This window comes from Massilia sp. W12, from assembly GCF_037300705.1.
Taxonomy (GTDB): domain Bacteria; phylum Pseudomonadota; class Gammaproteobacteria; order Burkholderiales; family Burkholderiaceae_D; genus JACPVY01.
Map to the genome: position 1 here is coordinate 5421768 of NZ_CP147776.1, position 22443 is coordinate 5444210.

General features: G+C 55.6%; 18 protein-coding genes and 2 tRNA genes. 5 read left to right on the forward strand and 15 right to left on the reverse strand.

Annotated features, from left to right (window positions below; all coding sequences use genetic code 11):
- Positions 1–166 precede the first annotated feature (166 nt).
- The 5 genes from V8J88_RS22305 (at position 167) to V8J88_RS22325 (ending at position 9571) form a co-directional block, all read left to right on the forward strand.
- Entirely contained in the window at positions 167–4063 is a 3897-nt protein-coding gene (locus V8J88_RS22305) for a two-component regulator propeller domain-containing protein (RefSeq protein ID WP_338846467.1), read from the forward strand.
- Positions 4064–4314: 251 nt separating this feature from the next.
- Positions 4315–6162, forward strand: a complete 1848-nt coding sequence (locus V8J88_RS22310) for an ATP-binding protein (RefSeq protein WP_338846468.1) — start codon at positions 4315–4317, stop codon at positions 6160–6162.
- A gap of 156 nt (positions 6163–6318) precedes the next feature.
- Positions 6319–7365 (forward strand): diguanylate cyclase, encoded by a 1047-nt coding sequence (locus tag V8J88_RS22315; protein WP_338846469.1) that lies wholly within the window; start codon positions 6319–6321, stop codon positions 7363–7365.
- A 116-nt stretch (positions 7366–7481) separates the two neighbouring features.
- The gene (locus tag V8J88_RS22320) at positions 7482–8057 is read left to right on the forward strand and encodes a hypothetical protein (RefSeq protein WP_338846470.1); all 576 of its coding nucleotides are present in this window, start codon (positions 7482–7484) and stop codon (positions 8055–8057) included.
- Positions 8057–9571, forward strand: coding sequence for an N-6 DNA methylase (locus tag V8J88_RS22325; protein WP_338846471.1), 1515 nt, complete (start codon positions 8057–8059; stop codon positions 9569–9571). Before V8J88_RS22320 ends, V8J88_RS22325 begins: the two co-directional genes overlap by 1 nt.
- Here V8J88_RS22325 and V8J88_RS22330 read toward each other — a convergent pair.
- From V8J88_RS22330 to V8J88_RS22400, 15 genes are all read right to left on the reverse strand, one after another.
- The gene (locus V8J88_RS22330; protein ID WP_338846472.1) at positions 9561–10526 is read right to left on the reverse strand and encodes a LysR family transcriptional regulator; all 966 of its coding nucleotides are present in this window, start codon (positions 10524–10526) and stop codon (positions 9561–9563) included. The two genes, V8J88_RS22325 and V8J88_RS22330, sit on opposite strands and share 11 nt — an antisense overlap.
- Positions 10483–10998, reverse strand: coding sequence for a hypothetical protein (locus tag V8J88_RS22335; protein WP_338846473.1), 516 nt, complete (start codon positions 10996–10998; stop codon positions 10483–10485). Before V8J88_RS22335 ends, V8J88_RS22330 begins: the two co-directional genes overlap by 44 nt.
- Before the next feature lie 42 nt (positions 10999–11040).
- Positions 11041–11634: a chalcone isomerase family protein gene (locus tag V8J88_RS22340; protein ID WP_338846474.1), complete on the reverse strand. Its 594-nt coding sequence runs from the start codon at positions 11632–11634 to the stop codon at positions 11041–11043.
- Between the two features lie 32 nt (positions 11635–11666).
- On the reverse strand, positions 11667–13304 hold the full coding sequence (locus V8J88_RS22345; protein ID WP_338846475.1) for a methyl-accepting chemotaxis protein: 1638 nt from the start codon (positions 13302–13304) through the stop codon (positions 11667–11669).
- A 232-nt stretch (positions 13305–13536) separates the two neighbouring features.
- Complete coding sequence (locus V8J88_RS22350) at positions 13537–14520, reverse strand: BsuPI-related putative proteinase inhibitor (protein ID WP_338846476.1); 984 nt, start codon at positions 14518–14520, stop codon at positions 13537–13539.
- 501 nt (positions 14521–15021) lie between these two features.
- Positions 15022–17085, reverse strand: coding sequence for a UvrD-helicase domain-containing protein (locus V8J88_RS22355; protein ID WP_338846477.1), 2064 nt, complete (start codon positions 17083–17085; stop codon positions 15022–15024).
- Positions 17086–17088: 3 nt separating this feature from the next.
- A complete protein-coding gene (locus V8J88_RS22360; protein WP_338846478.1) occupies positions 17089–17421 on the reverse strand; it encodes a hypothetical protein in 333 nt (110 codons plus the stop codon).
- Positions 17421–17723 (reverse strand): Dabb family protein, encoded by a 303-nt coding sequence (locus V8J88_RS22365; RefSeq protein ID WP_338846479.1) that lies wholly within the window; start codon positions 17721–17723, stop codon positions 17421–17423. The genes V8J88_RS22360 and V8J88_RS22365 overlap by 1 nt, the downstream gene beginning before the upstream one ends.
- Before the next feature lie 15 nt (positions 17724–17738).
- Positions 17739–18308 (reverse strand): GNAT family protein, encoded by a 570-nt coding sequence (locus tag V8J88_RS22370; RefSeq protein WP_338846480.1) that lies wholly within the window; start codon positions 18306–18308, stop codon positions 17739–17741.
- Positions 18308–19975, reverse strand: coding sequence for an energy-dependent translational throttle protein EttA (gene ettA / locus V8J88_RS22375; RefSeq protein WP_338846481.1), 1668 nt, complete (start codon positions 19973–19975; stop codon positions 18308–18310). Before ettA ends, V8J88_RS22370 begins: the two co-directional genes overlap by 1 nt.
- A gap of 163 nt (positions 19976–20138) precedes the next feature.
- A complete protein-coding gene (locus tag V8J88_RS22380; RefSeq protein WP_338846482.1) occupies positions 20139–20441 on the reverse strand; it encodes a Txe/YoeB family addiction module toxin in 303 nt (100 codons plus the stop codon).
- Entirely contained in the window at positions 20398–20691 is a 294-nt protein-coding gene (locus tag V8J88_RS22385; protein WP_338849957.1) for a type II toxin-antitoxin system prevent-host-death family antitoxin, read from the reverse strand. Before V8J88_RS22385 ends, V8J88_RS22380 begins: the two co-directional genes overlap by 44 nt.
- 348 nt (positions 20692–21039) lie before the next feature.
- Positions 21040–21116, reverse strand: a tRNA-Asp gene (locus tag V8J88_RS22390).
- A gap of 20 nt (positions 21117–21136) precedes the next feature.
- Positions 21137–21212: transfer RNA gene (locus tag V8J88_RS22395), tRNA-Val, on the reverse strand.
- A gap of 140 nt (positions 21213–21352) precedes the next feature.
- Complete coding sequence (locus V8J88_RS22400) at positions 21353–22297, reverse strand: hypothetical protein (RefSeq protein ID WP_338846483.1); 945 nt, start codon at positions 22295–22297, stop codon at positions 21353–21355.
- Positions 22298–22443: the final 146 nt, after the last annotated feature.

Sequence of the window (22443 nt, forward strand, 5' to 3'; positions counted from 1 at the left end):
GGGATGGGGACAGAAAACGCTTCAACAGGCGGCGCCATATTGGCGGGTTGTGCACCTGCTTGAGAAAGCGCTCGCCGTCCGTATGGTTTTTCGCTACGATGCTTTTGTGCCTTGGCGCATTTGAAATGGATGCGTGCGTGGCCGGGCAGGCGAAGCAGGGGGATGCATGTTGCAAACCGCATGTTTGGGCCGTACAGCTGCGAGTTGCGTCAAGCCTTGGCTGGCTTGGCTGCTGCTGTTTGCCTGCTGCATTTGCACCTTCTCCGCACACGCCACACGCTGGGGCGATTCGAGCGCCACAGTATTTCATCATATTGGCAGCGAACGCGGCTTACCGCACCCGATTGTGACTGCCTTGCAAGAATCAGAAGAGGGTTTTCTCTGGGTCGGCACGCAAGGCGGTTTGGCGCGTTGGGATGGCATGCGTTTCCGTACTTATCAACATTACCCGAAAGATCCCTATTCCTTGCCCGATGTCTGGGTGCAGGCTTTGCACCGTGATCGCAAAGGCCGTTTGTGGGTCGCCACTTACGAGGGCGGCGTGGCGCAGTATGACGCGATGCAAGACCGGTTTGAAAGAGTGGCGGTGGGGCCGGGCGGTTTGTCGCATCACACGGTGTGGGCGATTGCCGATGATGGCGACGGCGGCCTGTTTTTCGGTACGGACAGCGGGCTGGATCAATATATGCCGGATACCGGCGGCATGCGCCATTGGCAACATAATCCGAATGAAAGCGGGAGCTTGCCGGACAATCATGTGTATGCGATTGTGCGGGAGAAAAGCGGGGTTTTGTGGTTGGGCACCGGGCGCGGTTTGGCGCGGCGCAAGCCGGGCGCCAGCCAGTTTGAGGAAATTTTGATGCCGGGCGGGCCGGCCATGGTGCGCAGCTTGTTGCTGGCCAGCGATGGCAGCTTATGGGTAGGCACCAGACGCAACGGGATTTTTGTGCGGCCACCTGCCAGCGCCGGCAAAGAGCCGGCATTTTTGCCATTTCAGGAATATTTGCGCGGCGGTTCTGAGGCGCTGCTGAAAAAAGAATGGGCGCGTGACATCAAGGAAGTGGCGCCTGGTGAAATCTGGATAGGCAGCGATAGCGGCGGGTTGTTGCAAGTTTCTCTGAGCAGTCGCCATATGCGCCGGATTTCACATGATTTGCGCGTCCAAAGCAGTCTTTCCGATGATTCAGTGAATGCAATATTGCGTGACCGCTCCGGCTTGTTGTGGGTCGGCACGCGCGCCGGTTTGAACCGGCATGATCCGCATTCGCGCGCTTTTATCTCTATTTTTGGCGGCTCCAGTATGCCGGGCAGCATCAGCGATCCGAATTTATGGACTGTGTTTCCGGCCAGCGATGGCCGCATCTGGTTTGGCTTGGGCAGCAAGGGTGTGGATATCTTTGACCCGGAGCGTGGCTTGGTTGGCGGCATCAGACCTGATCCGGCGCGGCCTGAACGCGCATTGCCACAGGAATTGGTGCTATCACTGGCGCAAGCCGGGCCGGATCAATATTTGATTGGCACCGGCCAGGGTTTGTACATGAGCGACGCCAAGGGCGGCAATGTGCAGCGGATGGCCCTGCCCGGCTCCGGTGGGCAGGCCGAAGTGCGCAGCATGTTGCGGGTGGACGATAAAATCTGGATTGGCACCTCCAACGATGGTTTATGGCAATACGATTTGGCGCAAAACGGGAATTATCTGCAACGCATCAGCACGGATTGGCTGGCGGAACAGCGCATTAATGTGATTGAACCGGGGCCGCAGGGGCGATTGTGGCTGGCCGGACGCGACAGCCTGATTTTGTTCGATCCGGTTTCGCGCAAAGTGGAAAAGATCAAACCCAACCCGGGCGATCCGCATGCCCTTGCCTCCACCGCAATCACTTCCATGCAGACTGATCGCCAGGGGCGGCTCTGGGTCGCCACTTTCGGCGCCGGCATCAATGTGCTGGAAAAGCGCGATGCCGATGGCATTCCCTATTTCCGGCGTTTCAGCACCACCGAAGGATTGCCGCATGCAAATGTGAATCGCTTATTGATTGATGGACGGGGACGGATCTGGGCCAGCACTGACGATGGTTTGGCGATGATTGAACCGGGGGATTATTCAGTGCGCCGCTTTCAGTCCAGCGATGGGGTGCCGCTGAGCAGCTATTGGGCGCGTTCCGGCGCTGTCAGCCAGCAGGGCGAATTGCTGTTTGGCGCAAGCGGCGGTTTAACCATTGTGCGCCCCGATTTATTACAAGATTGGACTTACGAGGCCCCATTATTGCTGACTGATTTGCGGGTCGGCGGAAAACCGGTTTTGGCCAACCGTTTTAATCAAAAGCGCGCAACTGAGCCATTGCAGATTTTGCCGGAAGGCAACAGCTTGTCTGTGGAATTCGCTTCGCTGGATTTCAGTGCGCCGGAGCGTAATCGCTATGCCTATCGTTTGCGCGGCTATGAAAACGATTGGATTGAAACCGATTCCAGCCGGCGCCTTGCGGCTTACACCAATCTGCCGCCGGGCGACTATGTGCTGGAGATCCGCGCCAGCAATCGCAATGGCCACTGGCTGAAACAGCCATTTCAGTTGCCGCTTAAAGTGCTGCCGGCATGGCATCAGACCTTGTGGTTTTTGTTGCTGGAAATTTTGCTGGGGCTTGCCGCTGTGTATGCCTTGCTGCAGATCCGCACCCGATATATGCGCCAATATCAGCACCAGCTCGAATCACAGGTGAGTTTGCGCACTGCTGAAATGCAAAATTACAATCAGCACTTGCAGCAAGCGAATGCGGAATTGGCCCAATCAGCAGAAATTTTGCGTCTGCTGGGAGAAGTCGGGCGCGATATCACCGCCAATCTGGAGGCGGATGCGGTGTTTGCCGCGCTGCACCGTCATGTCGGCGGCTTGCTGGATACCTCGGTGATGGTGATTTACCGCACCAGCAGCGACGGCAGCGCGCTGGAAAGCGGATTTGGGCGTGAAGACAATCAGATCTTGCCGACTTTCCGCGTGTTGCTCGATTCTCCCAGCAGCAATGCGGCGCGCGCCGGGCGCGAACGGCGCGAGATTTTACTGGAGCGCAAAGCCGGCGAAACACAGGCTTTGCCGATTTCCGGCAGCCGTATGCTGACGTCATTGTATGCGCCCTTGATCGTTGGTCAGCGTTTGCTGGGCGTGATGTCGATTCAATCGCGCCATGAACATGCGTATGGTGAAAAAGAAAGAATGATCTTCCGCACCCTGTGTTCATATGGCGCGATTGCGCTGGCGAATGCTGAATCGTTGCAGGCTTTGCATCAAGCCCAGGCGCAATTGGTGCAACAGGAAAAACTGGCGGCCCTGGGGGGCTTGGTGGCCGGGGTGGCGCACGAAGTCAATACGCCAATAGGCAATGCGATGCTGGCTTTGTCAGGCAACAACAATGCCTGGCAAAAATTGGATGCTTCCTTGAATCATGGCAGTTTAAGCAAAACGGATTTGCTCAACGCCATCGGTGAAGGATTGGAATATACCGGCCTGGCTTTGCAAAATATCAAACGGGCGGCGGCCCTGATTACGAGTTTTCAGGGAATTGCGGTCAGTTTTGAAAGCGATCAGGCGGATGAGCTGGATTTGGCGCGCTATCTGCCCGATGTGGCCGGCTTGGTGCATGCTGATTTTGAACAGTTTGGCCATACCCTGGAAGTGGATGTTGAAGAGGGCTTGCGCATCCGTTTGGTCAGCGCTGCGCTGACTGAAGTATTGAGCCGGATTCTGGCGAATGTATTGGACCATGCCTTTGCTTCCGGGCGTCCGGGCAAGGTGGTGTTATCGGCGCAACGCAATCAGCAAAGCGGCATGATTGATATCAAGGTGGCCGATAATGGCCAGGGCATACCGGCGGAAGCCTTGCCGAAGATTTTTGATCCTTTCTATACCAGTATGAGCGGCAGCGGCGGTCATGTCGGTTTGGGTTTGCATGTGGTGTATAACCATGTCACCCACCGTCTGCATGGCCGCATCAAGGCTGAAAGCAGCCTGGGCCATGGCAGCGTGTTCACCATCAGCCTGCCGCCCCACCCTCCCGGCAGTGATTAAGTGTGGCATGGCGCGTGCTGCATATCACACTTGCCGGGGCGCAAGCTGTTAACTTTGCCTGTCGCAAACACCCCATGTTTTTATTGCCATACATAAGCAGAAGCGGGGGCGAATATGTTACGCTGCAAATACATGTCGGCGGACAAGCATTTCCCGCTTTCCTTGCAGCAGTAACCGGGCTTTCGCGTACAATAAACCGTGCTGAGCCTGTCTGAATTACCCCATGTAGTAATTTGCGTGCCGGGATTGTTATGACAAACGAGACTGATAAAGGCATGGATTTTCTGATCAATGATCAGCCGCCTTCGCGCGCCCCTGCGAGCGAGTTGCCGCCGTGGAAAATCCTGGTGGTGGATGATGATGACCAGGTGCACGCGGTGACACGACTGGTTTTGCGCAGCTACCGTTTCCGTGGCCGTGGCCTGCAATTGATGAGCGTCAGTTCAGCGCGTGAAGCGCGCGAGGTGTTGCAGCGTGAAAGCGAAGTGGCGCTGGCCCTGGTTGACGTGGTGATGGAAACCAAGACCGCCGGTCTGGATCTGGTGCGCACCATCCGCGATGAATATCGCAACCGCTCCATACGTCTGATTTTGCGCACCGGGCAGCCGGGCCATGCGCCGGAACAGGATGTGGTGGTCGATTATGAAATCGACGCCTATATGGCGAAAACCGATATTTCCGCGCAAAAACTCAGCACCGCCATCACCGCTTCCTTGCGTGCGTATGAATACATCACTGAAATCCAGGGTCTGAACACAGGTCTGGAAGCCCAGGTAGAGCAACGCACTGCCGAATTGCAGGAATCCAACCGCAGCCTGGAGCAAGCGGTGGACACCCTGCGGCAGTTGGGCGATGTGGGGCGCGATATCACCGCCAATCTGGACGCAAAAGCGATTTTCCAATCGATGCAAAAACATGTGCAGCGTTTGCTTGATGCGCCCTATTTTGTGCTGTTCCGCGCCCAGCCCGGGGTGGATTTCCTCGAAATGGTTTTTGGCTGGCGTGACGGCAGCGAGCAGGCTGCGCACAAGATTGCGCTGGATACGCAACATCCGGCCGCGCGCGCTGCGCACGATTGGCGTGAAGTGTATGACGCTGATATCAAGGATCCCGGCGACGCCTGGCCTTACTGTTCTGCGATCTGGTTCCCCCTGGTGATTGATCAGCGCCTGTTAGGCGTGATGGCGATTGCCTGTTTGCGCGCAGACGCCTACGGCGAGCGTGAAAAACTGATTTTCCGCACCTTGTGCGGCTATGCCACGATTGCGCTGGATAACGCGAATGCATATCAACGCCTGCAGCAATTACAAAACAAATTGCTGACTCAGGAAAAGAAGAGCATTGCGCAGGAAAAAATGTCCGCATTGGGCGGTTTGGTGGCTGGCGTGGCGCATGAATTGAATACGCCGCTGGGCAACAGCCTGATGCTGAATGGCGCTTTACAGGATGAGGTGGACAGCCTGTTTGCCAAATTGAATGGCGCCGCTTTGCAAAAAAGCGATCTGGTGCGATTTTTGAACCAGGCCCAGGATGCCACCAATGGCATCAGCCAGAGCTTGAACAGCGCGGTGCGCCTGTTAAACAGCTTCAAGCAAGTCGCCGCAGACCGCAGCAATGAAGAAAGAAAGATGTTTGATCTGCTGCAGTGCTGTAACGATGCGGTGGCGGGCATGATGGATCAAATCAGCTGCGCCGGGCACGAGATTCAGGTCGATGTGCCTAAGAATTTGTCTTTGAACAGTTATCCACAGCCATTGGCCCAGGTGATCAAGCAATTGATCAACAATGCGCTGACGCATGGTTTGCAGGGCCGCACACATGGCAAAATGAACTTGCGCGCCGTGCAGGAAGGCTTGGGGCGCATTATGCTCAGTTTCAGCGACAATGGCGCAGGCTTGAAAGAAACGGATGTGAAACGGATCTTTGATCCATTTTTCAAGGTCAACCCGGAAAGCGCAGGAACCGGTTTGGGCCTGGCGATTTGCAGCAATATCGTGAGCTCAGTGTTGAATGGCCATATCAGCGCCAGCAGCAGCCCGGGCCAGGGATTGACTGTCAACATTGAATTGCCTTCAGCAGCTCCGGAACAGGGGCGTTGAAAGCGGCTTGCCGCTGGCTTTGCAGCCAGGCAGGCCGGGGAAATCGAGGCAGGGAGCCGGCCCTGGAACGATATGTTCCAGGCCAGCTTCATATTTTCGCGCTCGATCTGGAATTAAACTTGCAAGACGGTGGCTGGGGCTGTCGTCAGATCCGCGATGAGTGAGCAGAATCAGTCCACGATGGGGTTTTTGCTGTTTGATGAAAAACCCGCTCAGGCAAGTCCCGCAGCCAGCAATGCGCCATGGAAAATCCTGGTGGTGGATGACGACGACCAGGTGCAGGCGGTTACGCGCATGGTATTGCGTCATGTCCAATTCCGCGACCGTTCTTTCATGCTGATTCCTGCCTTGTCCGGCCAGCAGGCGCGCGCCGTGCTGCAAAGCGAACAGGACATTGCCCTGGCCCTGATTGATGTGGTGATGGAAACCAAGACCGCCGGCCTGGATCTGGTGCGGCATATCCGCGAAGAATTGAAAGACCGCTCGATGCGCCTGATCATGCGCACCGGGCAACCGGGGCATGCGCCGGAACAGAGCGTGGTGATCGATTATGAAATCGACGCCTATATGGCGAAAACCGATCTGTCGGCGCAAAAACTGGTGACCACCATCATCGCATCTCTGCGCGCCTTTGAATACATCAGTGAAATCCGCGCCTTGAACGCCGAGCTTGAAGCCCGGGTTGCGATGCGCACTGAAGAATTGGAAAAACTGGCCATGCTGGACGCCCTGACCGGGGCCGGCAACCGTCGTCATCTTGAACAGCGCGCGCAGGCGGAAATCGCCTTTTGCGAACGTGAAGGCATGCCTTTGTCAGTGGTGATGTTTGATCTGGATCACTTTAAAAAAATCAATGACAGCTGGGGACATGCCGCCGGGGATCTGGTGCTGCAAAAAGTGGTGAATCTGGCGAAAGATCTATTGCGCCCCAGTGATTTTCTGGCCCGTATCGGCGGCGAAGAATTTGTTATTTTGCTGCCCGCCGTCAACAGTGAATCCGCCGCCGTGGTTGCGGAACGCATCCGCCAGGCATTTGAAGCCAGCCAGTTGCCCATGAACGGCAATATTTTGCGTTTTACCTCAAGCTTTGGCCTGACCATGATGACGCCGGGCGAAACCCTGGAAACAGTGCTGGCGCGCGCCGACAGCGCTTTGTATAAAGCCAAGCATGCCGGGCGCAATCAAGTCTGCCAATTGAGCTGATGGCGGCTTCTACCCTGCTGTAAACAGATTACAGCAGGGTATTTCAATCACTGTGTTTACATACATGTGTTTTTCCCCCTATCCTATAGTCAGCGCTTGGCTGGAAGGATAGGGTGATGAAAAAATTACATGAATTAATCTCTGTGCGCTGCGGATTGACCTGTCGCAGCGCATTGGTTCCAGATCCGGATGGCAATCTCTTGCTGTTGCAATTGAAGGATGCTTATCCCGGTCATGATTGGCAGGATGGCCCGCCGATCAGAGTGCGGGCGGCGGATTTGCCGCGCCCCTATCTGCTCAGTGCCGGCGATTTCATTTTCCGCGCCCGTGGCGTGCGGCATTTTCTGCTGCCGGCGCCGGTTTTCACGCTGCCCCTGGCCTGTGTTTCGCCATTGATGTCTGTGCGCATTCTCGATAGCCGCCTGTTACTGCCGGAATATCTGTTGTGGTATGTCAATACCGATTATGCCCAGAGTCAATTGATGGCTTCGCCGCATCGCACTGGCCGCCTGCAGTTGCGCACCCGCGCCTTGCTTGAGCTGGAATTACCGCTGCCCTCCCTGCCCAGGCAGGCGGAAATTGTTGAATTATTTGAACAGGCCCGCGCCTGGAGTGAGCGTGAAGTCACGCTGGCGCAGCACAGATTGCAGCAGACCACCGCATCATTGCTGCATTATGCGGGTGAAACATAATGTGGCTCACATACCAAACCCACCCGCGCGAAGCGACTGCCGGCTTGCATTCCCTGCTGTTGCAACAAGGCGTCAGCCGTATCGGCGGGCGCAGGAGCAGCAGCGTGCAGCGCGGTTTGCAAGGCGCCTGGCAATTGTTGCGTGATCAACTCGATCCACGGCTTGCATTGGATTGGTTGCAGCCGCTATTGACCTTGAAATTGATCAGCGACCAATGGCGTGCGCGCCGCATTCAGCTCATTACAGAATTTCCCCTGCAGCCGGAAAAAATCAGCGCCGGCCTCAATGCATACAGCTGGCAGATGCCGCTTGTGCGTCTGCCGGCGGGTCTGCGGCAAACCGGCAGGCCTGGCGGCGGCAGTGAATGCCTGGCCAGTTTTGACAGCCTGCTGCAAAGGCGCGATCAAGCCAGTCCGGGGCGCTTAATCAATTTGATTTTGGAGCAACTGGCGCACGCCAATCCGGCTCAGCTGCAGGGCGTTTTTGCCGGATATGACTATGACGATGCGGCATTATTCGGCGCTGATTTGCAGCGCAAATTGCTGTGGCGCGCCGTCTTGCTTGAATTGGGCCGCTGTGATTTGAGCGATGTATCCGCCTGTCTTGAAATGCAGCAATGGTGGCGCAGCAAGTTGACGCTGTCGCCACCGGTGCAACTCTGCGCCGCGCTGGCGCATCTGGCATATCGGGAATCCGATCAGCCATGTTTGATGCGTGATCCATTTTGCGGCCACGGTGAAGCCGTATTGGCCTTGTTGGCGAGCGGCAGTCCGGCCGGCAATCTGCAGGCATGCGCCAGCGAGGCCGCGCATTGGCGCCGTGCGCGTCTGAACCTGTTGTTATGGCAGGCGCAGCAAATCGCACTCTTGCGGCAAACAGATTGGAGTGAAGCGCCAGCCTTACCGCCAGCCAAGTTGCAAGTGACGAATTTGTTTGAATATCCGCCGGCCTGGGACGGCAAAAAAATGAAGCATTCCCCGCAGCAATTTCCCTGGGGCGCGCCGCCCAAAGGCAGGCCGGAATTTGCCGCCATCAGCCGGATGTTGCAACAAGCCGCCGCTGATGGGCAGATATTGGTTTTGGTGCGCACCCATTGTCTGCAGCGCAGCGGCAAGGAGCAGGCAATCCGCGCAGCGCTGGCCCCGCACCTGGCAGCGGTCATCTTGTTGCCGGCGCGCAGCGAGCGTCAGCGCTCAGCCTTGTTATGGCTGCACGCCACAGCGCGGCATGCGCCGGTCTGGTTTGCTGATTACAGCAAATGTGAAGCAGAGGTGGCGCAATTGGCGGCGCGGATGTGGGATGAGCGCCAGGCTGGCCGTGATTTACCCTGGGCGCGTCAGGTACATAGTTGGCAACTGGCTGAGAATCAGCATATTTGGCGCCCCGACTTATATTTGCAGGCCCCGGCATTGCAGCCAAAGCGGGCGCAACTGCAGCAGTTGGAACGGGAATGTGCCCTTATGCGGCGCGAAGTGGAGGGCCGTTTGCAGGCCCTCGGTTTGCTCAGTCAATGATGCTGCCTTCGTTTTTCTTGACTGCCGTGCGGTTTTGCGGGCTCATCGCCTCCAAATGTTTGCGCAGCCATTGATGCGCCGGGCTGCGCGCATCCCGCTCATGCCACAACATATCCAAATGCACTTGCGGCAATGCGAACGGAAGTTCTTTCGCAATCAGGGAGTCGCTCATACCGGTGGAGGCGATCAGATGACGCGGCAGAACGGTGATCAAATCGGAAGACGCGACGACTTTGCCGGCAGTAAAAAACTGGTTCACAGTCAAAATAATCCGGCGCTCGCGATGTAATTGCGCCAGCGCTTCATCCACCAGACCATGGGCGCGGCCTGAAAAGCTGACCAGCAGATGATTTGCCGAGCAATATTCGTCCAGCGTTAAATCAGACTTGGCGAGCGGGTGATCTTTGCGCATCACGCAGACATACTGCCCTGAATACAACCGCTCATGCCGGATTGGTGAGCTGGTTTCGCTGGATAATTGCGCCGCCACGCCGGGGAAAAAGCCGACCGCCAGATCGATATCGCCGCGCAACAGCATCGGACGCGGTTCGCGCGTGGTCAGCGGCACCATGCGCACATTCAAGCCTGGCGCTTCTTTTTCGATTGAACGCATCAAAGATGGCAGCCAGAATGCTGCGGTGGCGTCCGCCATTGCCATACGGAAGGTGGCGTGAGCTTTGGAAACATCGAAACTCTCCGGGCTGACCGCCGCTTCCAGTTCCGCCAAAGCGCGCCGCACCGCCGGCCATAAAGCTTCCGCACGCGGGGTGGGTTTGACCCCGTAAGCGGTGCGGATCAGCAATTCGTCACCCATCCTGTCGCGCAAGCGCTTGATGGCGTTGCTGACTGCCGGTTGGGTCATCGCCAGCTGATTGGCGGCGCGGGTCAGATTCTGTTCGGTCATGACGGCGTCAAAGACCCGCAGCAGATTCAAATCCAGTGTCAAAAAACTCATAAATCCATCGCATGAAAAAAGCATTAAGGTCAGGCCAGGCTATTGGCCCGCAGCGCTTTGCGCCGCCAGCGGAATCGCCTGCTGTCAAATGGATGCCGGGGTTTGCATCCTGTGCTGCTTGCGCATCCTCGTCCTGCTGGCATGCGTGGCTGGCGGGCATCGGGGTCGCGGATGCCTGCTTGGCAGCCTGTCGGACTGAGAAAAAATCTACTGCAAAAACAGTGGAGCGGGCTATCTTTGGCGCCTGTTTGCTGAATAGCCCTGCTGCTGAGCTTGCAAAGTCGGCAAATCTATCCCCGTCCGGCAGATTTTCGCTACGATTCTCTAACCTCGACTGGCTGCTGACAGGGGAAAATCCCCCTGCTGTTATAAGAATGAAATATGACAGGCTGAAAAAATCACAACGAAGTTGATATTTTAACGTTCTTAGGGCCAAAGCATAGTGAAAATTTGATAATTTTTTATGCTTCACAAGCATTTTGCCGCTTGCCGCGCTGCTGGCCTGGCTGATGGCTCAAGCGCCGCTGCCCTTGCTTGAACCCAGTAATTGCGGCTTCAAGCTGCTGTCTGCCGGGTTATCGCCCAGCCAGATTTTTAAAACCGCGTTGTAGAAGGCGATATCGGGCAGGACTTCGCCTATTTTTTTACCGTTCAGCGTGCTTTGCGTGCCGCTGCCGGGAACCCAGTCGAGGGTCAGCACATCGCCTTTTTTGATGCTTGGAATCTGTTGGAACATCTCACCAAATTTCATGGTCTGGTTGATGATCTTGGTTTTTTCCGCCTTATCGGCGTTGTTGTTCAGGCCCGTGATAAAGCTTTGTCCGAAATCATCCGAACTGACATCGCGCAACATAACCAGGGTGATGCGGCGCGGCCCATCCATGCTCAAAATGTCGGCGACCGTGGATTTTTTCTCAGGCAGATACAAGCCGGCGACATAAACTTTGAAAATCGCTTTAACCCTGACCCCGGCGCCATTGAGTTTCAAATCTTTGTTCGCCACCTTGGCGCTGTCGTCCAGTTTGACGCCGGCGACTTCGACCGCTGCCGCCTGTCCCAATGCGCAGCAAAGCGTGATTGCGGCAGCGATTGATTTCATGAAGTGCATTTTTTCATCTCCTTGTTAAATAAGGCTGGCGTTCAAAATTCTTCCCAACTGTCTTTGGCGGCAGAGCGCGCCGGTTTAACTGCGGGTAAGGCGGCTTGCGGCGCGGGCGCTTGATATGGCGTGCTCTCGCTGAGCTTGAAGACAGCGACTGATTGCGCCAGTTTTGCCGCCTGTTCCTGCATTGAGGCGGCAGAGGCGGCCGCTTCTTCCACCAGGGCGGCATTGCGCTGTGTGGTTTCATCCATATGCATAATGGCGCGGTTGATCTGCTCAATGCCGGAGCTTTGTTCTTCGCTGGCCGACATGATTTCACCCATGATATCCGTGACGCGCTTGACTGATGCCACTACCTCTTCCATAGTCACGCCGGCCTGTTCCACCAGATTGCTGCCTTCCTTGACCCGCTCCACGGAGTTGCTGATCAGGGTTTTGATTTCTTTGGCGGCTGCCGCGCTGCGTTGCGCCAGGCTGCGCACTTCGCCGGCCACCACGGCGAAGCCGCGTCCCTGCTCACCAGCGCGCGCTGCTTCCACGGCGGCATTTAAGGCCAGGATATTGGTTTGGAAGGCAATGCCGTCAATCACACTGATGATTTCCACAATCTTTTTCGAGGAGTCATTAATCGCTCCCATGGTGTGCACCACATGCTGCACCACTGAGCCGCCGCGCTCCGCCACTTCAGACGCTTTGGTCGCCAATTTATTGGCCTGTACCGCGTTTTCCGCGTTTTGCTTCACAGTGGAAGTCAGCTCACCCATGGAGGCGGCGGTTTCTTCCAGCGAGGCGGCCTGGGATTCGGTGCGGTTGGACAAATCCATATTGCCATGCGCAATTTCGGCGGAAGAGGCGGAAATTGAATCGGTGCCGCTGCGCACTTCGCGCACAATGGTTTGCAGCGATTCGCTCATATGTTGCAAAGCATCCAGCATTTGTGCGGTTTCATCGTTGCCGCGCACCTCAATTTTCGAGGACAGGTCGCCATCCGCAACCCGGCGCGCAATCGCCACGCCGTCGATCAGCGGCTTGGTAATACTGTGCGTGGCCAGCCAAGCCACCAGCAGACTCAAACCAATCGCAGCCCCGGTCAACACCAGAATTATCCATTCCGCCTGTAAAGCCTGATTGCGCGAGTCTTTGCCGGCCTGCTCCATCAGATTGTTTTGATGCTGAATGAATTTATCCAGGGCTTCAAAATATTTGCCCTGCATCGGGCGCAAGGCGAACATCAATTTGATCATTGCCTCGTCTTTTTTGTCTTCATTGACGAGTTGCACAAAGCTTTGTTGCGCCGGCGCAAAACGTTCGCGCACCGCGCCCAGGGTTTTCAGGATTTCCTTGCTTTCCGCATCGTCCACCTGCTTGCCGAGCTGGCTCAGGATTTCATTGTAGGAAGCGCTGCGCTGTTCGATGTTTTGCAGTTCTTTTTTGATCTGGCCGGGGTCGGTCATGATCAGCACAGACAGCATGTTGCGGGTGATTTCATTCAGGTCAGACTTCATGCGGTTGGCCAGCACCGTCTTCGGGTAACGTTCGGCGACCAATAGTGAGACGGCGGAATTCAAACTGTCGATACGGGTCCAGGAAAGCACAGCCAGCACCATCAGTAACGCGATCACAATGCCAAAGCCCAGTGTCAAACGCTGGCCTATGCTCAGTTTAGCGAGGTTCATCTCATTCCACCTGTGAGGAAAGATTACAGCTTGTGGCGACGAAGGCAAAAAAAGCCACGCGGCACGCTGTGCAAGCTTCATTGTGCGCACAAAATCGCTTGCTTGCCAAGGCTTGTGCAGAAAAACAGGCGGGAAAAGTAAGAGGCCGTTTGCGCCACCTGCGATGCTTCAGACAGGTGGCGCAAACGGCCTCATCACGCCGCAACCCAAGGTTGCGGAATTTCAACAGCGATTACTTGGCGCGTGCAACCAACACCGGAATTTCAGCGCTGACGCTCAGGCTTTGTTGTTGACCGGCGAAGCGGCCATAGGCGCTCTTGAGTTCCACTTTCAGGAAGTACTGACCGCCTTGCACCGGCAGGCCGGTTTCCAGATTGATCAGGTCAACCGATGCGCCAAAACGTTTGGTTTCGCCCGGAGCGATGGCAACATCGTGGAAAGCCTGGATGAAACGCTTGTTGGCGCTCCATGCATTCACCACGCGGCGTTGCGCATCCAGCAGGGTGACATCGAATTCCTGGCCGCTGGCGAAAGCCAACACCAGTTCCTGATTGCTGACGTTGCGGATGTTCAGATAGGCTTCGGCTTTCGGGGCTTCAGTGTGGAACACGAAGTTGGTCTTGGGGAAATCAGCGCTGCTGCGGATGGCGCTTTGCAGGGTGGCGAAACCGTAGTTTTTGCCTTCCACTTTGGCGCTGCTGATATTCCAATTTTGCGGGCCGACGATGCTTTGCTGCGCCCATTTCACCACGCCAACTTTCGGCGCGAACCAGGCTTCCAGCGTGCCGCCGTCAGCGCACTTGCTGTCAAAGCTCATTTTCACCACATTGGTGAAGTTGCCGGCCAGGGTATTCAGGGTCAGGCCCTTGGCTTCGATTTTGCCGCCGGTGTTGCATGCGCCCAGCTTGAAGCTGTAGGTTTTGCCAACCGGATCAGCGAAATTCACCAGCTTTTGCGCAATGCGTTGTTCTTCGTTGAAGATGTACAGGGTTTCATCCGCTGCAGTAGCGTACAGCCAGGTTGCGCCGGCGCCGATGAAGCTGTCATATTTTTTCCAATTGCCGCTGGTTTGGCTGATTTTGACTTGTGCAGCCTGACCGTTTTCGCCAACAAAATTGGCTTGATCTTGCACACCGTAATTCAGGTAGGTATTGGCCAGGGCCGAACCGGCGAACAGCAGACCAAACAGGGGAGCGAGAGTGATTTGAGTTTTCATGATGTTTTTCTTTTCGGAGAGTACACCCTTGGATATGCCATCTGTGTGGCTTTGGGTGCTTGTTGAATGAGTGATGCTGTTATGCAGCATCTCCTTTCTTGCAGTATGTCGGGTCTCGACGGAATGAATTATGTTGCGATACGGAATATTTGCCTAATTGAATCTTGGAATGGTGGATATCAAAATGATGAATAAATATTTTTTTGATAGCGGAAAATAGTACTATTTTTGCAATCTAAATGTATTTTTAGCAAACCGGTGGCGCTTGCAAAATAGAAAAAAATTCACAATTAATTGAAATATATTGAAATGAATATGCCGATACATTAGCTGTGCATATCAGAGAATTGAAAAAAGCCTGGATTTGCCTCGCCTGTTCAAGGGCGTTGCGGCGCAGGCAGGCGAAGGTTGACTGAAGCAAAGCGCCGGCCCCGGCGTTTGCGCGTTTGAATTCCCAAAGAAAAAGGAGTTGGCCCGATCCGGCCATGGCAGGCGGGCGCCTTACCCTTGCGCTGTGTTTTTCGCCAGCAGCGCTTTCAAATTCGCCAGCCGGGTTTGCGGCGTCATTTTTTCATCTTCGCCGGCTTGTATTGTGTCGAGTTGCATTTCTTTGATGAAGCGAGAGATTTCGCAGGCAATGTTTTCGCGCGCGCGGCGGCGTTTTTTGCACCAGCTGATATGCAGGGTTTTTTGTGCGCGTGTGATGCCGACATACATCAAGCGCCGTTCTTCCTCAATCCGCGCAGCCAGGGTTTCAATTGGCGCATCGCTGTCCCCTTTGTGCGGCAGCATGCCCTCTTCCACGCCGACCAGATACACATGCGGAAATTCCAGCCCTTTGGAAGCGTGCAGGGTGGACATGCGCACCGCATCCAATTCTTCTTCCTGGCCGTCTAGCATGGTCATCAAGGCCACCATTTGCGTCAATTCCATCAAATTGCGCAATTCGCCCGCGCCATCGCGGCCGCCGCAGGCGCGTTCTTTGAGCCAGTTGACAAAGTCCAGCACGTTTTCCCATTTGCTTTGTGCGGTGCGTTCTTCAAAATTATCGTAGAGATAATTTTCATAGTGCATCGCTTCCATCAGCTCGTCGAGCAATTCGGCGGCGGCTTCGCCCTGCCCTTCTTCACCCGGCAGGCTGGCGCGCTGTTCAATGCGGCAAATGAAGTCGCAGAATTGGCGCAGTGGTTGCAGCTGGCGCTCGCTCAAGACAGATTCCACACCGCCGCGATATACGGCGGCAAACAGCGAACATTGCCACTGGCCGGAAAACGCGCCCAGCGCTTCCAGTGTGGCTTGACCGATGCCGCGTCGCGGCGTGGTGACGGCGCGGATAAACGCCGGGTCGTCGTCTTGATTCGCGATTAAGCGCAGATAGCTGATGACGTCTTTGATTTCGGCGCGGTCAAAATAACTTTGGCCGCCGGAAATCGTGTAAGGAATGCGTTCGCGCCGCAATGCCTGTTCGATCACGCGCGCCTGATAATTGCCGCGATATAAAATCGCATAGTCAGAAAAGCGGTTTTGGTTTTCATAGCGGTGCGCCGAGAGCAGCATGGCGACCTGTTCCGCTTCGTGCTCGTCATTGGCCATGGCAGTGACTTTAATCGCTTCGCCTTCGCCCAATTCCGACCACAATTCTTTTTCAAATAATTTGGGATTATTGCCGATCACCGCATTTGCGGCTTTCAAAATCCGCATGGTGGAGCGGTAGTTCTGTTCCAGCTTGATCAATTCCAGATTCGGGAAATCGACTTGCAGGGTGCGCAGATTTTCCATGGTGGCGCCGCGCCAGGCGTAAATCGCCTGATCATCGTCGCCGACTGCGGTAAACATCGGTTTTTTGCCTAAACCTGTCACCAATAACTTGACCAGCTCATATTGGCAGGTATTGGTGTCTTGATATTCATCCACCAGCAAATAGCGTAATTGGCGCTGCCAGGCGTCGCGCACTTGTTCATTGCTGCGAAACAGTTCGACCGGGAGGCGGATCAAATCATCGAAATCGACTGCCTGATAGGCGCTCAGGGTGGCGCAGTAGCTGCGATAAATGCGCGCGGTTTGCGCTTCGTCTTCATCGCGCGCAGCATACAGCGCCTGCTCCGGCGTCAACAAGGCGTTTTTCCACAGCGAAATCGCATTCTGAATGCGGCGTATCAATTGCTTGTCGGTGGTGATCGCCAGGTCCTGCACGATGGAAAAACAATCGTCTGCATCCAAAATCGAAAAACGTTCTTTCAAACCCAGATTGCGTGCTTCGGCGCGCAAGATTTTCACACCCAGCGAATGGAAAGTGGAGATGGTCAGCTTGCGCGCCTGGCGCGGTTGGCGCAGCAGCTTGGCGATGCGCTCTTGCATTTCCAGCGCGGCTTTGTTGGTGAAGGTCAGGGCGGCGATATTGCGCGGATCATAGTTGCAATATTCGATCAGATGGACGATTTTTTGCGTGATCACGCGCGTTTTGCCGGAGCCGGCCCCGGCCAGCACCAGGCAGGGGCCGCCCATGTACAAAACCGCCGCATTCTGTTGCGGGTTTAAGCCATATTGCGGGGCCTGGGTCAGCATGGTTTATGCCAGCGCGCTTGGCGCCGCATCGCGCTGGCGCAGGAAAATTGCTTGCCCATCCGGGTCACGCAACAGCCAGCCGCTGGCGCCGTTGGCCAGGGTGTGCGCGTGCAAATCGCAAGCGCTGTGCAAGGTGTGCAATTCCTGCGCAGTCAGGCTCAGTTGCAAGATATCCTGCCCTCCGGTGTGCGGACTGCGCAGCAGCTGGAGGTGCAAAGCGTGGCCATGCAACAAGGCGTGTTGCGCGCCGCGCTCCAGCAAAGTAAAGCCGAGCTGGCGATATAGCGCAATACTGTCTTCCAGCGCGCTGCAGGGACGCAGCAGCATGGCCGGCATCAGGCGCTTTCCATGTCGTACACCTTGACCTGCGCGAAATGCGGCAGGTAGCGCGCCACGAATGCGTGGTGCAGCGGGTGTTCCTGATAGGCGTCGTGTGCGGCCAGGTCGGCAAAGTGCAGCATCAGCGCTTGCTCATAGCTGTGATCAATCACTTGATCGCGGGTGCTGGCCGGTGTGCCGACCCAGCCTTGAGCAATGTGGGGAATCGCCAACAGGGCGCGGCAATCGGCGGCGAATTCAGCGCGCAATGCAGCGTCAGATTCTTCTTTGAGCCAGAGATAGACTGCATGAATCAGCATACAACGTCCTTTTGTTTATCCGCGCGGCGCGCTCACGCCTTGCGCTTCCCATTCCTGTTCGAGCAGGGAAAACACATCCAGATCATGCCATTTCCCGCCCCATAAGCCGACTTCGCGGTGCACGCCTTCATAGCGGAAACCGAGTTTTTGCACCAGCTTGATCGAGGCTTGATTATCGTGATGAATTTCCGCCGCAATGCGGTGAAATTGAAATGAGGTGAAGCCGTAATGCAAGATTGCCTGCAAGGCTTCCTGCATCAAACCCTGTCCTTGCCAGGCGGGGCCGATTTCATAGCCGAGCATGGCGTTATGCCAGCCGCGATTGATGCGCGCAAAGCCGCAACTGCCGATCAGCTGACCCTCAAGCTCAATCCCCCAGCGGATCCCGGATTGCGCCTGCTGCCAGCTGCGATAGTCAGCGATCAGGCGCTCCACTTGCGCCACATCGCGCGGCATATCGGCGCCATACCAGCGCATCACCGCAGGATCAGTTTGCAGCGCATACCAGGCCGCCGCATCGCGTTGCTGCAATTCGCGCAGCAACAGACGCGGCGTGCTTAAGACTGGAAACAAATTCCAGGCCATCAGTGCGACAGCGGTTTATAGCGGATGCGTTTCGGCTTGGCGCCTTCATCGCCCAGGCGGCGTTTTTTATCCGCCTCGTATTCCTGATAGTTGCCGTCGAAGAAGGTGACTTGCGAATTGCCTTCAAACGCCAGGATATGAGTGGCGATACGATCCAGGAACCAGCGATCATGCGAAATCACCAGCACGCTGCCGGCGAATTCCAGCAAAGCGTCTTCCAGTGCGCGCAGGGTTTCCACGTCCAGGTCATTGGACGGTTCGTCCAGCAGCAGCACATTGCCGCCCATCAGCAGGGTTTTGGCCAGATGCAGGCGGCCACGCTCACCGCCGGACAGATTGCCGACCACTTTTTGCTGATCCGCGCCCTTGAAGTTGAAGCGGCCCAGATAGGCGCGCGAAGGCATCTCAAAACGGCCCACTTGCAACACATCCGCGCCATTGCTGACATCTTCAAACACAGTCTTATTGCCGTTGAGCTTGTCGCGGCTTTGATCCACCAGCGAAACCCGTGCGGTCTGGCCGATATGCACTTCGCCTGAATCCGGTTTTTCCAGGCCGGCGATCATCTTGAACAAGGTCGATTTACCGGCGCCGTTGGGGCCGATGATGCCGACAATCGCGCCGGGTGGAATTGTGAAGCTGAGATTATCGATCAGCAAACGGTCGCCAAAAGCTTTGCAGACATTTTTGAACTCGATCACATCATTGCCCAGGCGCTCGGCCACCGGAATAAAGATTTCCTGGGTCTCATTGCGCTTTTGGTAATCGTATTCACTCAATTCATTAAAGCGCGCCAGACGCGCTTTGCTCTTGGCCTGGCGGCCTTTCGGATTTTGCCGCACCCATTCCAATTCCTTGGCGATGGTTTTCTGGCGCGCCGATTCCTGCGCTTCTTCCTGCTTTAAGCGGTTGCTCTTTTGATCCAGCCAGGAGCTGTAATTGCCTTTCCAGGGAATGCCGTGGCCACGGTCGAGTTCGAGAATCCATTCGGCGGCGTTGTCGAGGAAGTAGCGGTCATGGGTGATCGCCACCACGGTGCCGGGGAAGCGCAGCAGGAATTGTTCCAGCCAATCGACTGATTCCGCGTCCAGATGGTTGGTCGGTTCGTCCAGCAACAGCATGTCCGGCTTGGACAGCAGCAAGCGGCACAGTGCGACGCGGCGTTTTTCACCGCCGGACAAGACGCCGATTTTTTGTTCCCAGGGCGGCAGGCGCAGCGCATCGGCGGCCATTTCCAATTGCAGATTCAGATTGCCGCCATCCGAACTGGCGATGATGGCTTCCAGGCGCGCCTGTTCCGCCGCCAGCGCATCGAAATCCGCATCCGGTTCAGCATAGGCGGCGTACACCGCATCCAATTTGGCTTGCGCCTCAAACGCTTCGCCCAAACCGGATTCCACTGCCTGACGCACGGTTTGTTCCGGGTCGAGTTGCGGCTCCTGCGGCAGATAACCGATTTTCAAGCCTGGCATGGGCCGGGCTTCGCCCTGAATATCGGTATCAATGCCGGCCATGATTTTCAACAGCGTGGATTTGCCCGAGCCATTCAAGCCGAGCACGCCGATTTTCGCGCCGGGGAAGAAAGACAGGGAGATATCTTTCAGAATCTGGCGTTTCGGCGGCACGATCTTGCCGACGCGGTTCATGGTATAGACGTAATTGGCCATGTTGTCTCTCAGAATGAAAATTGCGCGCGCCTGGGCTCAGACGCTCAAAGGGGGCTAGGATAACCCGGAACAGGGGCTTTGTGGGACGTGATGCAGTGTCTGAATTCAAGGATGCAACGCTGACGCGATGATCTGCGCAGATCGAATAGAGCCCGGGCCGGACTCATTTTTCATAGCGGTAACGGCATTGAATAAGCGTCAGCACATCCGCTTCATACATATACACCAGGCGGTGTTCGCGGGTAATTCTGCGCGACCAGTAGCCGCTTAAATTGCCTTTGAGCGGCTCCGGCTTGCCGCTGCCGGAAAACGGCGTTCTGCGGCACTCTTCAAGCAAGTTGTTGATTGCTTTAAGGATTTTTTGATCAGCATCTTGCCAGTATAAATAATCTTCCCAGGCAAGATCGGTAAAGCTGACTAAATCACTCTTTGCTTTTGCCTTGTTTGCCGCTTTTTGACTTTTCATCTTGAATCAGCTCCCGCTGCTTTGCCGCGCCGGCCCGGTGTTGCGCAATGGATTCCATTAAACGGCTGGCGTTGTTTGGCGAGCTGAGGAGGTAAATGGTCTCCTCCATGCTGTTGAAGTCCGCCAGCGACAACATCACCACATGTTCACCGTTGACGCGCGTGATCACCGTGGGGGTGTGGTCAGTGCAGACTTGATCCATTGCAGTTTTTAGACTGGCGCGGGCTTCACTGAAAGTTAGCACATTCATCATATATCTCCTGCAAACGGCACGTTTAATGTCATGTTAGTGACGCTTGCAATTACTGGAAAAGACTTGGCCTGACTCAGCGAAATCTATTGCTCGCTCTTCCAGTAGTATTTATCCCTGGCTTGAAAGCCAGTCAGCCATTGACATGTGATGGCGGATGTCGCTGTGGGCGCCTGAGCAGAATTTATTGTACGAAATATTGTACAGGTCGTCCTGGCGCGGATTTTGTGCCTGAGCGCCATGAGGCGCAACTTTGGCAAATGGCACTGCACAAGTGAGGAGCAATTTTTATCAGACGGGAAAAGAGAAGGAAACAAAAAAGCCACCCGAAGGTGGCTTTTTTGATTTTGGCGGAGCGGACGGGGCTCGAACCCGCGACCCCCGGCGTGACAGGCCGGTATTCTAACCAACTGAACTACCGCTCCAAAACCTTGGCAAATTTTTCTGGTGGGCGCTGAGAGGCTCGAACTCCCGACCTAAGCCTTGTAAGGGCTCCGCTCTACCAACTGAGCTAAGCGCCCAATTCAGGGCAACTCAGAAAAATTTCCGTTGTGTGCTGCGTAGAAATGAAACTATACGGCATTAAATTGAAATGTGCAAGCGATTCGCGAAAAAATCTGCAAATTTCTTGAAAAAAGTCGATATGCGTATTTTTTCAAGCCTAAGCGCAATCAAAGCGACATAAAGCTTGTTGAATCCGCGCGGCGTGTTCCACCGTCACCATGCGGCCCAGCACCTGGCTGAAATGGATGTCCTGCACTCCGGCCACAATGTATTGCCAGCGGTAGGCTTTCAGCACACAGTTTTGCAAGGCGTTGATTTCCTTCTGATCGAAGTGGCGTTCGCTGATGCGGATGAAAAAATCGACATCGGCCTGGGTTTGCAGCTGCACCAGATCATTCACCACATGCATCAGGTAGATCAGATCGTCCACCGCCTGTTCACGCTGGGCTGCGCTCAAGCGGCTGTTTTCGCGCTGCCATTCGAGTTCATCAATCAGCGCATGCTGCATTTCGTCGCGCCAATGGTAGAGAAACACATCTTTGTACAGCGGGCAGATTTGCTGGCCGGATTCCACGCTCTCGCGGTAATGCGCTTGGGTGAATAATTCGAGTTGGCAGGCCAGCGCCAGCACCGCCCAGGTGGATTTGCCCAGCATCGACAGCGCCACATCCACCACCGGCAGCACGAAACGGTAGCCGGGCGGCATCACTTGCGTCGCCATCTGTTCGATGCGGGCAAACATTTCCTGGTGTTTTAATTCCTCATCGACGAAGCAGATCAACGCTTGCAGGGCGATTTGATCCGATAAGGCATAGCGCCGGCACAGTTCAAGCGCTTTGATGCCGATGAAACGCTCAAACATGCCGAACATATGGGCGTAAGTGCGCCCCTGCACCTGACTGAGGCGGATTTTTTCGGATTCAGTCAAAAAATCCAGCGCGCCCACGCGTGAAATGCCATCCGGCAGGAAGCGCATATCAGAGGACAGCGTGCGGCCCCGGATCACATCCCGTTCCAAATCCCATTGACGATGGCGTGAGTTTTCCACGCAGCGCGCATATGCTGCGCTGTCATCGGCGGCCTGAGCCGTATCTTCTGCCATATTGGACGCCCTCCCCCCTGCTGCGTCATGCCTTGTCAAATATACACGAATTTACCTGCAGAGGCACAGCCGCAGCACAACGCGCTTTCGCTTATAATAACGGTGAATGTCATGCGCCGATTTGAGTCACAGCTTGCGGGCGCTGC

Excerpts from the sequence above, each read along its gene's own strand:
- V8J88_RS22345 (WP_338846475.1), bottom strand. The coding sequence starts at position 13,304 with ATGAACCTCGCTAAACTGAGCATAGGCCAGCGTTTGACACTGGGCTTT.
- V8J88_RS22355 (WP_338846477.1), bottom strand. The coding sequence starts at position 17,085 with ATGCTGACCCAGGCCCCGCAATATGGCTTAAACCCGCAACAGAATGCG.
- V8J88_RS22330 (WP_338846472.1), bottom strand. The coding sequence starts at position 10,526 with ATGAGTTTTTTGACACTGGATTTGAATCTGCTGCGGGTCTTTGACGCC.
- ettA (WP_338846481.1), bottom strand. The coding sequence starts at position 19,975 with ATGGCCAATTACGTCTATACCATGAACCGCGTCGGCAAGATCGTGCCG.
- V8J88_RS22385 (WP_338849957.1), bottom strand. The coding sequence starts at position 20,691 with ATGAATGTGCTAACTTTCAGTGAAGCCCGCGCCAGTCTAAAAACTGCA.
- V8J88_RS22315 (WP_338846469.1), top strand. The coding sequence starts at position 6,319 with ATGAGTGAGCAGAATCAGTCCACGATGGGGTTTTTGCTGTTTGATGAA.
- V8J88_RS22380 (WP_338846482.1), bottom strand. The coding sequence starts at position 20,441 with ATGAAAAGTCAAAAAGCGGCAAACAAGGCAAAAGCAAAGAGTGATTTA.
- V8J88_RS22360 (WP_338846478.1), bottom strand. The coding sequence starts at position 17,421 with ATGCCGGCCATGCTGCTGCGTCCCTGCAGCGCGCTGGAAGACAGTATT.
- V8J88_RS22340 (WP_338846474.1), bottom strand. The coding sequence starts at position 11,634 with ATGCACTTCATGAAATCAATCGCTGCCGCAATCACGCTTTGCTGCGCA.
- V8J88_RS22350 (WP_338846476.1), bottom strand. The coding sequence starts at position 14,520 with ATGAAAACTCAAATCACTCTCGCTCCCCTGTTTGGTCTGCTGTTCGCC.
- V8J88_RS22365 (WP_338846479.1), bottom strand. The coding sequence starts at position 17,723 with ATGCTGATTCATGCAGTCTATCTCTGGCTCAAAGAAGAATCTGACGCT.
- V8J88_RS22325 (WP_338846471.1), top strand. The coding sequence starts at position 8,057 with ATGTGGCTCACATACCAAACCCACCCGCGCGAAGCGACTGCCGGCTTG.
- V8J88_RS22320 (WP_338846470.1), top strand. The coding sequence starts at position 7,482 with ATGAAAAAATTACATGAATTAATCTCTGTGCGCTGCGGATTGACCTGT.
- V8J88_RS22370 (WP_338846480.1), bottom strand. The coding sequence starts at position 18,308 with ATGGCCTGGAATTTGTTTCCAGTCTTAAGCACGCCGCGTCTGTTGCTG.
- V8J88_RS22305 (WP_338846467.1), top strand. The coding sequence starts at position 167 with ATGTTGCAAACCGCATGTTTGGGCCGTACAGCTGCGAGTTGCGTCAAG.
- V8J88_RS22310 (WP_338846468.1), top strand. The coding sequence starts at position 4,315 with ATGACAAACGAGACTGATAAAGGCATGGATTTTCTGATCAATGATCAG.
- V8J88_RS22400 (WP_338846483.1), bottom strand. The coding sequence starts at position 22,297 with ATGGCAGAAGATACGGCTCAGGCCGCCGATGACAGCGCAGCATATGCG.